The sequence below is a fragment of the Acinetobacter sp. ACIN00229 genome (assembly GCF_016106645.1).
Taxonomy (GTDB): domain Bacteria; phylum Pseudomonadota; class Gammaproteobacteria; order Pseudomonadales; family Moraxellaceae; genus Acinetobacter; species Acinetobacter oleivorans.
The window spans coordinates 100,198-112,650 of record NZ_JADWOM010000015.1 but is presented as its reverse complement, the minus strand read 5'-3'; the positions used below and the strand labels follow the sequence as shown (position 1 = coordinate 112,650).

The following is a 12,453-nucleotide window of genomic DNA, read 5'->3' as shown; positions in this document are numbered from 1 at the left end:
ATATTTTTTTATTAAAGTTAAGGGTTTTTTAATATTTGTTGTTTTTTTATTATAAATGTCAGTTCGATTTGATTATTTTTTCTCTTCTTATTTATTTTAAAATGTTCTAAATGAGCTTGCTCTATGCTATATTTATTAGAAGATTTTATATCTATGCGGCGGCTTAATTTTAAGCAGTATGTGTGGAAATAATTAATCTGTAGGATTATTGAACAAAGTTTATTTTAAAAAGACTAATGGAGGGATCTATCGATTAGTCAAAAAAATTTTATGGACTAATGGTTTTTGTAAATCATAGTTCTTTTTAACTCCCAAACGGTTATGTCACTTCTTTTGTATTTATATTTCAGCCGGCTGGTTTTAGTGGGTTGTGGCTAGTTTTTTGCTTTTATAAAACTCTCTTTATAAACAGCAATTTAGACAAAAGAAAACTTGTAAAAGATATCGGTATATAAAAGTAGATCGTACTTTTAGTACCAACAAATGGAATTTAAAAAATCTGATGCTTTAGAAGAGCAAAAGATTTAGTAAATAAACTAAGGCACTGTTATTTCAGGGTTTTAGTTGCTAAATAATAAAGATTACAGATTTATCAAATCTGAGTCTATGAAGGTATATAGGAAAAAAGATGTCAGATCTTTCATACGTAAACGAACACAGCGATGCATGGCAAACTTACTTGGCACAAATTGACCGTGTTGCTCCGTACTTAGACCACTTGGCTGAGTTTATTGACACTTTAAAACGTCCAAAACGTGCACTTATTGTAGACGTGCCAATTGTAATGGATGACGGTTCTATTCAGCACTTTGAAGGCTACCGTGTACAACACAACTTGTCTCGTGGTCCTGGTAAAGGTGGTGTTCGTTACCATCCGAATGTTGATTTGAACGAAGTTATGGCGTTGTCTGCATGGATGACAATTAAAACTGCTGTTTTGAACTTGCCATTTGGCGGTGCAAAAGGTGGTATCCGTGTTGATCCACGTAAATTATCTAATCGTGAATTAGAGCGTTTAACTCGTCGTTATACGACTGAAATCGGTCACATTATCGGGCCTCAAAAAGATATCCCAGCTCCAGACGTTGGTACAAATGCCAATATCATGGGTTGGATGATGGATACTTATTCTACAAGCCAAGGTTACACAGTAACTGGTGTTGTAACTGGTAAGCCAGTTCACTTAGGTGGCTCTTTAGGTCGTGTTAAAGCGACTGGTCGCGGTGTATTCGTTACAGGTCGCGAAGTAGCTGCAAAAATCAATTTACCAATTGAAGGCGCGAAAATCGCTGTTCAAGGTTTTGGTAACGTAGGTAGTGAAGCTGCTTTCTTATTTGTTGAATCAAAAGCAAAAATCACTCACGTTCAAGATCACACTGGCACAATTTTCAATGCTGATGGTATTGATCTTGTTGCATTACGTGAACACGTAAATGCAAACCAAGGTGGTGTTGGTGGTTTCGCTGGCGCGCAAGCAATTGCTGATGAAGATTTCTGGACTGCAGATGTAGACATCATTATTCCTGCTGCGTTAGAAGGTCAAATCACAGTTGAACGTGCTGAAAAACTTAAAGCTAAGTTGATTTTAGAAGGTGCGAACGGCCCGACTTATCCTAAAGCTGAAGACGTATTAGTTGAGCGTGGCATTGTTGTAGTACCTGACGTTGTATGTAACGCCGGCGGTGTAACTGTAAGTTACTTCGAATGGGTTCAAGACATGGCGAGCTACTTCTGGACTGAAGAAGAAATCAATGAGCGTTTAGACAAATTGATGGTTCAAGCTATGGATGACGTTTGGAACACAGCGAACAGCAACGCTTGTACTTTACGTACAGCAGCTTACATCTTGGCATGTGAGCGTATTTTAAAAGCTCGTAAAGAGCGTGGTATTTTCCCAGGCTAATCTGCGGAAATTACTTTTAGGAAAAGTGGTCTGAGCAAATATTAAGGATGTTATAGGGTTATTTGTTCAGCCTCTTTTTCTGAATGATTTAAATTTAAGTGTTATCGAATATATTAAATAAATACTGAGGTAAGCATGGAACAGCCAATTTCTGTAACTCGAAGCAACTTTAACGACTGGATGGTTCCAGTTTTTGCACCGGCAAATTTCATTCCGGTACGTGGTGAAGGTTCACGTATTTGGGATCAAGAAAATAAAGAATATATTGATTTTGCAGGCGGGATTGCAGTAAATGCATTAGGTCATGCGCATCCAGTGGCAGTAAATGCTTTAACAGAACAAGCAACAAAACTTTGGCATGTAGGTAACGGTTATACAAATGAACCTGTTCTACGCCTTGCAAAACAACTCACCGAAAATACATTTGCAGACAAGATTTTTTTCTGTAACTCAGGTGCTGAAGCAAATGAAGCTGCTTTAAAACTGGCTCGTAAAGTTGGTTTAGATAGCGGCGTTGCTGGCAAAAGTGGCATTGTGGCATTTAATAATGCTTTCCATGGCCGTACTTTATTTACCGTTTCAGCGGGTGGTCAACCTAAATATTCACAAGACTTTGCACCACTTCCAAATGGTATTAACCACGTTGCCTTTAATGATTTAGAAGCTGCAAAAGCGGTAATTAATGAGCAAACATGTGCAGTCATTGTTGAACCGATCCAAGGTGAAGGCGGCGTTATTCCTGCTGACATCGAATTTTTAAAAGGTTTACGTGCACTGTGTGATGAATTTGGTGCGTTACTTATTTTTGATGAAGTGCAAACGGGTGTAGGCCGTACAGGTGCACTTTATGCCTACATGAACTCTGGCGTTATTCCAGATGTGTTAACGACTGCAAAAGCATTAGGCGGTGGTTTCCCAGTGGGTGCAATGTTAACAACAGATAAGTTTGCTCCGCATTTTTCAGTGGGTACACATGGTACGACTTATGGCGGTAACCCGTTAGCAAGTGCGGTTGCAGGTGCAGTATTTGAGTTTATTAATACGCCTGAAGTACTCGAAGGTGTGAAGCATCGTCATCAATATTTCCTCGATGCACTAAATGCATTAAACGCTGAACATCAGATTTTTGAAGAAGTTCGTGGTCAAGGTTTATTGATTGGTTGTGAATTAAAAGCTGAGTATGCAGGGAAAGCTAAAGATATTACGACTTGGGCGGGTGAAGAAGGTTTACTTGCTTTAATTGCGGGCCCGAATGTGGTTCGTTTTACTCCGTCGCTTATCATTCCTGAACAAGATATTGATGAAGGGATTGCTCGTTTAAAAAGAGCGTTGGCAAAATTGGCTAAATAAAAAAAAGGAAAGCTAGCCATGATGATCGTCCGTCATGCCGAGTTTCGAGACCTTGAAGATATTTATAAATTAGCGGGTAAGTCGGGTGTAGGCCTGACTTCCTTGCCACAAAATATGGATACACTTTCGGCTCGAATTTCACGTACTCGCAATACTTTAAATGGCAATGTCCATAAAAGTGAACAAGGCTATCTGTTTGTTCTCGAAGATACAGAAGCTCAACGTGTTATTGGTTTAAGCGCAATTGAAGTTGCTGTAGGACTCATTGAGCCGTGGTACAACTTTCATGTTGGTACTCAAGTACACGCTTCAAAAGCATTAAACGTTTATAAGTCATTACCAACCTTATTTTTGAGTAATGACAGAACGGGCAGTAGCGAACTCTGTACATTATTTTTAGATCCAGAGCGTCGTGAAAACCAAAACGGTAAATTCTTATCGAAAATCCGTTTTATGTTTATTGCTGCTTTTAAGCAATATTTCGAGAAAAAGTTAATTGCTGAAATGCGTGGTTTTTCAGACGAAAATGGATGTTCTCCATTTTGGGATGCGATTGGTCACCATTTCTTTAATATGGATTTTTCAACAGCAGATTATTTAAGTGGAATTGGGCAAAAAGTATTTATTGCAGAGCTTATGCCACGTTTTCCAGTCTATGTAGATCTCTTGCCAAAAGATGCGCAAGAGGTGATTGGAAAAATGCACCCACAAACTTTGCCTGCTTACCATGTGCTTGAGTCGGAAGGCTTACGCTATCAAGGATATGTCGATATTTTTGATGCGGGTCCAACCATTGAAGCCAATATTGATGAATTGCGGGCAGTAAAAGAAAGTCAGTTCTTAAACGTCAAAATTACAAGTGAAGCTGCGGTCGGTAAGACCCAATATCTCGTTGCCAATGATAATTATCATGACTATAAGGCAATGTTGATGAAGCTTGATCTTGTTGATAACACTATAAATTTAACACATGAACAAGCTGAAAAACTCGGTGTACAAGAAGGTCACGTTGTTCGTGTGTTATCACTAAATCCAATGGAAGTATCCTGATGTCAAACTCTTTATTTATAAACGGTGTCTGGTTACAAGGCAGCGGCACAACATTTGAAAAAACAAATCCTGTTGATAACCAAACTGTATGGTCAGGTGCTGAAGCAACTGCTGCTGATGTAGAGCAAGCTTGTCAGGCAGCGCGTACTGCATTTCCAGCATGGGCACGTTTACCACTTGCAGAGCGTGTAGCGATTGTTGAAAAATTTGCGACTTTGCTTGAAGAAAATAAAAAGCATTTAGCAGAAGTAATTAGCCAAGAAACCAGTAAGCCATTTTGGGAAACACTAACTGAAGTTCAATCAATGATTGGCAAAGTTGCAATTTCAATTCGTGCTTATCATCAGCGTACAGGTGAAAGCTCAACTGAAATGGCCGATGGTGTAGCATCTTTACGTCACCGTCCACATGGTGTGCTTGCAGTTTTCGGTCCATATAACTTCCCGGGCCATTTACCAAATGGGCATATTGTTCCTGCATTATTGGCAGGTAATACTGTGGTATTTAAACCAAGCGAATTAACACCTTGGACTGCTGAAGAAACTGTAAAACTTTGGCAGCAAGCTGGTTTGCCAAATGGTGTAATGAACTTGGTGCAAGGTGGTCGTACCACTGGTGAAGCGCTAGCTGCTTCACATGAAATTGACGGTTTATTGTTTACTGGAAGTGCAAACACGGGTTATCACTTGCATAAGCAAATGGCAGGTACTCCTGAGAAAATCCTTGCGCTTGAAATGGGCGGCAATAATGCATTGATTATTGATGAAATTATTGATGTCGATGCTGTGGTTAATCTCACTATTCAATCTGCATTTGTTTCGGCGGGTCAGCGTTGTACATGTGCACGCCGTATCTTGGTGAAAAATGGTGCAGAAGGTGATGCATTTATTCAACGTTTCGTTGAAGTTGCTAAAAATCTAAAAGTTGGTCGTTGGAACGATGAGCAACAACCATTTATGGGTGGCGTTATCTCGTCAGTTGCCGCATCAAATATGATGCTTGCTCAGCAAAAATTGCTTGAGCTTGGCGCAAAAAGCTTGTTGCCAATGACGCGTCCACAAGAAGATAGTTCGTTACTTACTCCAGGCATTGTTGATGTAACAGGCGTCACAGATATTCCAGATGAAGAATATTTTGGTCCGCTTACGACGATTCAACGTTATGACAACTTTGAAGAAGCATTAAAAATTGCGAATGCAACTCGCTTTGGTTTGTCTGTTGGTTTGGTTTCACCAAAACGTGAACTGTTTGATCAAGTGCTTATTGAAGCGCGTGCCGGTATTGTGAACTGGAATAAGCCATTAACAGGTGCTTCAAGTGCTGCACCGTTTGGTGGGGTCGGAGCCTCAGGTAACCACCGCGCAAGTGCCTTTTATGCAGCTGATTATTGTGCTTGGCCAATGGCTTCACTTGAAAGTGACAGCTTAACCTTACCAGAAAAATTATCTCCAGGGATTGTGTTGCCTTAAACACTAGGGAAAGAAAAATGAAAGGATATGAAGTAAATTTCGATGGTTTGGTGGGACCAACACATCACTACGCGGGCTTGTCGTTTGGTAATGAAGCATCGACAAAAAACCGTAATAACGCCTCGAATCCAAAATTAGCAGCTAAACAGGGTTTGCTAAAGATGAAAGCCTTGGCTGACATGGGAATGAAACAAGGTGTGCTTGTTCCGCATGAGCGCCCACATGTTCCAATGTTACGCCGTTTAGGTTTTACAGGAGATGACATTAGTGTTGTTGCTCAAGCAATGCGTCATTCACCTGAACTATTATCATCGCTAAGTTCAGCTTCTCCAATGTGGACTGCAAATGCGGCAACTGTTTCACCTTCGGCAGATAGCCAAGATGAACGCGTGCATTTTACCGCAGCGAACTTAAATAATAAGTTTCACCGTTCAATTGAAGCTGAGACTACAAGTCAGGTCCTACAAGCGATCTTTAAAAATGAACGTCATTTTGTTCATCATGAAGCTTTACCACAAGTGGCCTTGTTTGGTGATGAAGGTGCAGCAAATCACAATCGTTTAGGTGGTGATTATGCTAAGCGCGGTGTTCAAGTATTTGTGTATGGTCAACAACATTTAAATAATGGCTTACCAGGACCAAAACGCTATCCAGCTCGTCAGACGCGTGAAGCAAGTGAAGCAATTGCACGTTTGCATCGTTTAGATGATGCGCATACCGTTTTTGTTCAACAAAATCCGGATGTAATTGATCAGGGTGTATTCCATAACGATGTTATCGCGGTAAGTAACCAACAGGTATTATTCCATCATCAACATGCATTCTTAAATCAAGATCAAGCTTTTGCTGAAATTCGTCAGAAAATGGCAAGTATCGGTGAAGATTTTATCTCGATTGAAGTTCCTGAAAATCGCGTTACTGTTGATGATGCCGTAGCAACTTATTTATTTAATAGCCAGATTTTGACTCGTCCAGATGGTGGAATGACCATTGTTGTGCCAGAAGAGTCTCGCCAGAATAAGGCAGTTTGGGGTTATCTGAATGATATGGTTCAGATGGGTACACCAATTGATGCTATTCAGGTATATGACTTACGCGAAAGTATGCGTAATGGTGGTGGTCCGGCATGTTTACGTTTACGCGTAGCTTTAAACGAAACTGAGTTAAATGCTGTAAATCCAAAAGTATTAATGAATGATCAATTGTTTGGAACCCTTAATCAATGGGTAGATAAACATTATCGTGATCGTTTAGCACAAGAAGATTTGGCTGATCCGCATTTACTCATGGAAAGCCGTATGGCACTCGATGAACTGACCAAAATTTTAGGTTTAGGTTCGGTTTATCCTTTCCAAAAATAATGAGGAGGTGACATGCAAGATTTTCTAGCATTAACCTTACAAGGTGAGCAGCCTAAAACCCGCGAAGGAAAACAAGATAATTTTTCTTGGCGTTGGTTGGGTGAGGGGATTCTTGAATGTACACCAAATGCACAGTACGACAAAGCTGTCGTACTGTCAGCTGGAGTACATGGTAATGAAACAGCACCAATTGAATTGTTATCTCATCTTTGCACAGATTTGTTTGTAGGACGTTTAAACCTTGCTGTGAGATTACTGTTTGTACTGGGTAATCCTTATGCAATGCGTCAAGGTAAACGTTATGTGCATGACGATGTAAACCGAATGTTTTGTGGTGGGTATAAAACTCTACCTGTGACTGAAGAATCAAAACGTGCTGAAGTTTTAGAGCAAGTGGTCACGACTTTTTTTCAGGAAAGTTCAAGCCAAGCAAAACGTTATCACTATGATTTGCACACCGCAATTCGCGCTTCTTTATTGCCAACGTTTGCTTTATTTCCCTATCAAACACATGCTTATGATGCTGATTTGACAGCGAGCCTTGAAGCAGCTGACCTAGATGCTTTAGTTTACCACAATGCGGTCGGTAAAACCTTTACGCATTTTACCAGTGAAAATTTTAAAGCTGCGAGCGCAACTTTAGAGTTAGGCAAAGCCTTACCATTTGGACAAAATGACTTGAGCCAGTTTGCTGCAATTGATGAAGTGATTCGTCATGTGGTTTCTGAGCAAGCCTTGCCACCACGTAATAAAACAAAAATTCGGGTCTTTAAAGTATCGGACTCTTTAATTAAAAAAGACGAAGATTTTCAGATGAACTTATCGGCTGAAGCACCAAATTTTTCGACTTTTACCAAAGGTGAAATCATTGCGACTCAACCTTCTGGCAATTATATTGTTGACCAAGATCAAGTCTGGATTTTATTTCCAAATCCAAATGTGAAACTTGGTTTACGTGCAGGTTTGCTTTTAACTGAAACCAGCTGAACATTTGATTTTTAAGAAATAAAAAAAGGGCAATGAATTGCCCTTTTTTTATTTATAAGATATTAGTTCGTACCGAAAAGACCTTTAACCCAAGATTTCTTTTCAGCTTTTTGTGTAGACGATTGAGCACCAGCATTTATATTTGCGTTTGTGTTAACTCCAACAGGACCAACGTTAACGCCAACATTTACACCAGTTTGAGCATTAATTGCATGTGCTGGTTGAGCTGCATTCAACTGTGCTTGGGCATCAGCTTTAGTATCAGCTACAAATTCTTTTTGCTCAGCTTGATTTTGAGCTACACGAGTTTTTACTGCATCTACATGCGCTTGAGCATTAGCTTGTTTTTCAGCAGTAAATTCTTTTTGGTCTGCTTGTTTTTCTGTAACTTTAGTCTTTACAGCATTAAAACCTGCTTTTGTATCAGCTTTAGCCTCAACTGCTAGGTTTTTAGTGCCGTTTGCAGCTTTAGTCGCTACATTTTTAGTACCTGTTACTGCTTCGGTAGCAAAATGTTTAGTACCTGTTGCAGCTTTAGTCGCTACATTTTTAGTACCTGTCGCAGCTTCGGTAGCAAAGTGTTTGGTACCCGTTGCAGCTTCAGTTGCTATGTGTTTTGTACCATTTGCAGCTTTAGAAGAAAGTTCAGTCACTTTTCCTGTTGTTTTTTTAGTTGCTTTAACTGTAGTGTCAGCAGCGACATGACCAGCATGCTTTGCTGTGCTACCTACAGTGTGTGCAGTATTTTTGACTGTATTGGCTACGCCACTAACAAGACCACCCGGTTGTACATTTACTTGAGCAGAAGCATCTGCATTAACGCCCGCACTTTGTGCAAAAATAGAAGCAGAAGCAAGAACACTTGCAGTAACGATAGCTGTTTTCATCATTTTCATTGCGATATCCTTCAAAGAATATACCCTTTTAGTGAGGTATTTCATAAACGCAAACGAATCATAGCCAAGGGAATATGGGCTTGGGAACTGACTTCATCAAAACGTTACAACAGTGTTACGTTGAGTAAACAGACTAGGGAGGAATTGTGGAGATTAATAAAAATTAATAATAAAGTGAAAAAGAACATTTATTTATTAGAAAATCTAATTAAGCAAAATGAGTTCTTATTATTTAGTTTTAAAAAAAATATATTTTAATTTTTTCATTTCGTTTTTTCGAATTTGTTCTCTATATCTTCAAATGTGATGTAAATCTCATTATTTATTGGAGTAAACGGCATAGTTATTGCTTATTATGAGAATAAGGCGCTTTTTAGCACTTTTTTGAACCATCTTCTGCCAGAAATATAAACGTACAGGGCAGAACTGTATTTTTGCTTATTCGGGATAAAGTTATTTTAACTTTTTAGTGGTTATGTATTTCATTAAATAGATTTTTCACATGATAAATCTATTAAGAAATGCTGCTTTATTTCAAATAATCAAAAATAAAAATAGATATCTATAAACAAAAAAACAGAGATATGACAGATGAAAATTATTGCTTCCCTTCTTGTAATAGTCGGCTTGATCGCCGTTGTTCTCTATTTAAAGCCCACAAGTGGTGCATCTGATGTGTTTAATTCTGCTTTACATGAGTCGAATTCGCCACAACCAGACACATCGTCTTTTCTTTCTAGACTTAAGGAGCCTACTCAACCTAAAAATCTATCTCAACATTCAACTCATCCTCAATCGGTATCAGCTGATACTGTTCCTTTTTATGACACAAAAAGTGATCCTTCAATTCAACCGATTGATCCAGAAAAAGATCCAGCAAATGAAATAAAAGCGAAATAAGTAAATTGTTAGTTGAAAAACTACGGAGAAAAATAATGCAAAGTAAAACGTTATTTCTATTAGGTCTATGTACGATTTTAAGTACAACTGCATCTGCTCTTCCTTTAGATTCTAAAGGTGCTAAACAGCGATTAAATCAGGCAGCAAAACAAAAAGTATTTCAGGGTAAAATCGATTTAGATGCCTTGGTTAATAATGATTCGAATGATTTAATTGTTGAATACAATATTGCTTCGGTGAGCGTGCCTTCCGGGTTAGAACGGCGAAGTTATATTGCAACAAATAAGAAAAATTTACAGGCAAGGTTTAACCGTGCTGGTGGTGTTCAAGTACTTCGGGACTACAATAATTTGCCTTTAGCTTTTTATCGGATTAGTAACCGCGAAGCTTTGGTCTCTTTACTCAATGATCCGAATGTTAAAGCGGTTTATCCAAATCGTATTAATCAAACCACGACCAATGAAAGTTTACCTTTAATTAATCAACCACAAGCAAATACCAATGGTTTCACTGGTGAAGGCTCTAGTGTGGCAGTGATTGATACAGGGGTGAATTATCTTCATTCTGATTTTGGTTGTACGGCAGTAAATACACCATCAAATACTTGTCGCGTTGTTTACTCATTTGATAGTGCACCAGATGATGGCGCTTTAGATGATGATGGGCATGGTAGTAATGTTTCAGGCATTGTGTCTAAGGTTGCCACCAAGACCAAAATTATAGGCATTGATGTGTTTAGAAAGGTCAGATCCCAAGGTAAATGGGTAAGCACAGCTTATGATAGTGATATCCTCGCAGGGATTAATTGGGCTGTAAATAATGCACAAACCTATAATATTAAAGCAGTTAATTTAAGCCTTGGCGTGCCGGGTGTTAAATATACCTCGGAGTGTAGCGACAGCAGTTATGGAACGGCATTTGCTAATGCACGAGCTGCTGGTGTGGTACCTGTAGTCGCTTCAGGCAATGATGCATTTTCAGATGGAATTTCATCTCCTGCCTGTGTTGCTGGTGCAGTAAGAGTTGGTGCTGTTTATGATAGTAATATTGGTGGTGTGTCATGGGGGAATCCAGTGAAATGTTCTGACCCAACAACAGCAGCAGACAAAGTGGCGTGTTTCAGTAATGGTGGTAGCCTTGTGACTTTATTGGCACCGGGAGCAATGATTACGGCAGGTGGCTACACTATGGGAGGTACATCTCAAGCGACACCACATGTGGCCGGTGCGATTGCTTTATTACGAGCGAATAGCGTAAGTCCAACAGAAAGTATTGATCAAACCATCAGCCGTTTAAAAACGACAGGTAAACCAATTACTGACTCAAGAACGGGCTTGGTTTTCCCGCGTATTGATTTACTGGCAGCAACAAATGGTTTAACCATTAATTAATAGCTTATTTATAATTTTTTAAATTAGGTCCAAGAAATTTTTAAAATAGCTATAACCCGTTGCAGAAGATAGCTTTTGCAACGGGCTTTTTATGAAAAAGTATTAATAACACTTTTCTAAATTTGCTGGATTAAAGTTATTTTGGAGTTTTTTGAAATTATTCTGAATTTCTGGATCTTGAATATTAAAAGTTGTTGAGCTTTTAGTCGTAGAGTTTGTTGCCTGATTTAATATGCCTGACTCATCAGGGTATTGTTGTGTAAATGATGTGGCTGAAATGAGCCCTTTATCATTAAATACCCAGTGTTCAGTGACGTGTCCGCCCCCTAAATATCCCGTAAATTCAATCATACAAGCTTGCTTATCTTGTTTAATGAGTTTGGCTACATTACCTGTAGTTGATGGATAAGCTTCGATATTGGTATCTTGCTCTAGAACTTGTGCCTGAGAATAAGATGAAGAAGGAGGTGCAGAGGTTGCACATGCAGTTAATGCTAAGCAGCATAGTGTTGAAAAGAGAAGTTTTTGACTATTCATAAGGCAGATTCCTAGCTCTTTATAGTTGATGATCAATAGTTCTAAATGAATATCTGTATTTATAAAAGCGCGAATTTATCGCGCTGTCCTAGCAAATTAGTTAGTTGTTGTGCTCGATTTACTTAGCTCACCTTGTTCAATTGGGATATTTTCACCGTTTCGACTACTGGTAATATTTTGCTTCGCTTGATCTATTTTATTTTCTGTAAAAGCTTTGGCTGTATCTGCTTTCTGCTGAACAACTTCTGCTTTTTCAGCTGTAAATTCTTTGGTGTTTTTCCACTTTTCGCTAATTTTATTTGAGGTTTTTTCAGAAGCTCCTTGAATAGAGTCTCCTAAATTTTGTATGCCTTTTCCAGTTTTATATAACAATACACGACCTAAACTTGGGTTATCACCATAAGGTTGTGCTTTAGAGGTTGTTTCACCCACTTGTTGTGGTTGCGTTGTTTCTGCAAATAAGGTCGATGAAGCCAACATAGAGGTCGCAATACATAAAATGTGTATGGTTTTCATTTTGGATAAATCTCCCCAACCAGAATCAAAAGATGAAGTGGTGATCTTACTGTTAAAAATAAAGCTTGTACTGCAATGAGATAAAACCCATAC

The 12,453-nt window shown here is 38.9% G+C and carries 11 protein-coding genes; 8 read left to right on the top strand and 3 right to left on the bottom strand.

Annotated features, from left to right (window positions below; genetic code table 11):
* Positions 1-628: 628 nt before the first annotated feature.
* The 6 genes from I7H67_RS14620 to astE all read left to right on the top strand — a co-directional run bounded on the left by I7H67_RS14620 (position 629) and on the right by astE (position 8,120).
* Complete coding sequence (locus I7H67_RS14620) at positions 629-1,903, top strand: Glu/Leu/Phe/Val family dehydrogenase (RefSeq protein ID WP_013196743.1); 1,275 nt, start codon at positions 629-631, stop codon at positions 1,901-1,903.
* A 135-nt stretch (positions 1,904-2,038) separates the two neighbouring features.
* Positions 2,039-3,253, top strand: a complete 1,215-nt coding sequence (locus I7H67_RS14615; protein WP_198308169.1) for an aspartate aminotransferase family protein — start codon at positions 2,039-2,041, stop codon at positions 3,251-3,253.
* 18 nt (positions 3,254-3,271) lie between these two features.
* Entirely contained in the window at positions 3,272-4,303 is a 1,032-nt protein-coding gene (gene astA / locus I7H67_RS14610) for an arginine N-succinyltransferase (RefSeq protein WP_005301103.1), read from the top strand.
* On the top strand, positions 4,303-5,772 hold the full coding sequence (gene astD / locus I7H67_RS14605; protein WP_151827898.1) for a succinylglutamate-semialdehyde dehydrogenase: 1,470 nt from the start codon (positions 4,303-4,305) through the stop codon (positions 5,770-5,772). Before astA ends, astD begins: the two co-directional genes overlap by 1 nt.
* A 17-nt stretch (positions 5,773-5,789) precedes the next feature.
* Complete coding sequence (astB, locus tag I7H67_RS14600) at positions 5,790-7,133, top strand: N-succinylarginine dihydrolase (protein WP_004789725.1); 1,344 nt, start codon at positions 5,790-5,792, stop codon at positions 7,131-7,133.
* A gap of 12 nt (positions 7,134-7,145) precedes the next feature.
* Positions 7,146-8,120 carry a succinylglutamate desuccinylase gene (gene astE / locus I7H67_RS14595; RefSeq protein ID WP_192454551.1) on the top strand — a complete coding sequence of 325 codons (975 nt, stop codon included), beginning with the start codon at positions 7,146-7,148 and terminating at the stop codon, positions 8,118-8,120.
* A gap of 62 nt (positions 8,121-8,182) precedes the next feature.
* Here the strand turns inward: astE and I7H67_RS14590 are convergent, their stop codons facing one another.
* Entirely contained in the window at positions 8,183-9,016 is an 834-nt protein-coding gene (locus I7H67_RS14590; protein WP_191900412.1) for a hypothetical protein, read from the bottom strand.
* Between the two features lie 591 nt (positions 9,017-9,607).
* Here I7H67_RS14590 and I7H67_RS14585 point away from each other — a divergent pair.
* Both I7H67_RS14585 and I7H67_RS14580 read left to right on the top strand, forming a co-directional pair.
* A complete protein-coding gene (locus I7H67_RS14585; protein WP_198308168.1) occupies positions 9,608-9,916 on the top strand; it encodes a hypothetical protein in 309 nt (102 codons plus the stop codon).
* A 35-nt stretch (positions 9,917-9,951) separates the two neighbouring features.
* Positions 9,952-11,307 carry a S8 family peptidase gene (locus tag I7H67_RS14580; RefSeq protein WP_013196748.1) on the top strand — a complete coding sequence of 452 codons (1,356 nt, stop codon included), beginning with the start codon at positions 9,952-9,954 and terminating at the stop codon, positions 11,305-11,307.
* A 102-nt stretch (positions 11,308-11,409) separates the two neighbouring features.
* Here I7H67_RS14580 and I7H67_RS14575 read toward each other — a convergent pair whose 3' ends face one another.
* Positions 11,410-11,844: a hypothetical protein gene (locus I7H67_RS14575; protein WP_198308167.1), complete on the bottom strand. Its 435-nt coding sequence runs from the start codon at positions 11,842-11,844 to the stop codon at positions 11,410-11,412.
* 96 nt (positions 11,845-11,940) lie between these two features.
* Entirely contained in the window at positions 11,941-12,360 is a 420-nt protein-coding gene (locus I7H67_RS14570) for a hypothetical protein (protein ID WP_013196750.1), read from the bottom strand.
* Positions 12,361-12,453 lie beyond the last annotated feature (93 nt).

What these genes read in the sequence shown, in the direction of transcription:
- astD (WP_151827898.1), top strand. Translation starts at nt 4,303, where the DNA reads ATGTCAAACTCTTTATTTATAAACGGTGTCTGGTTACAAGGCAGCGGC.
- astE (WP_192454551.1), top strand. Translation starts at nt 7,146, where the DNA reads ATGCAAGATTTTCTAGCATTAACCTTACAAGGTGAGCAGCCTAAAACC.
- I7H67_RS14590 (WP_191900412.1), bottom strand. Translation starts at nt 9,016, where the DNA reads ATGAAAATGATGAAAACAGCTATCGTTACTGCAAGTGTTCTTGCTTCT.
- astA (WP_005301103.1), top strand. Translation starts at nt 3,272, where the DNA reads ATGATGATCGTCCGTCATGCCGAGTTTCGAGACCTTGAAGATATTTAT.
- I7H67_RS14580 (WP_013196748.1), top strand. Translation starts at nt 9,952, where the DNA reads ATGCAAAGTAAAACGTTATTTCTATTAGGTCTATGTACGATTTTAAGT.
- I7H67_RS14575 (WP_198308167.1), bottom strand. Translation starts at nt 11,844, where the DNA reads ATGAATAGTCAAAAACTTCTCTTTTCAACACTATGCTGCTTAGCATTA.
- astB (WP_004789725.1), top strand. Translation starts at nt 5,790, where the DNA reads ATGAAAGGATATGAAGTAAATTTCGATGGTTTGGTGGGACCAACACAT.
- I7H67_RS14585 (WP_198308168.1), top strand. Translation starts at nt 9,608, where the DNA reads ATGAAAATTATTGCTTCCCTTCTTGTAATAGTCGGCTTGATCGCCGTT.
- I7H67_RS14570 (WP_013196750.1), bottom strand. Translation starts at nt 12,360, where the DNA reads ATGAAAACCATACACATTTTATGTATTGCGACCTCTATGTTGGCTTCA.
- I7H67_RS14615 (WP_198308169.1), top strand. Translation starts at nt 2,039, where the DNA reads ATGGAACAGCCAATTTCTGTAACTCGAAGCAACTTTAACGACTGGATG.
- I7H67_RS14620 (WP_013196743.1), top strand. Translation starts at nt 629, where the DNA reads ATGTCAGATCTTTCATACGTAAACGAACACAGCGATGCATGGCAAACT.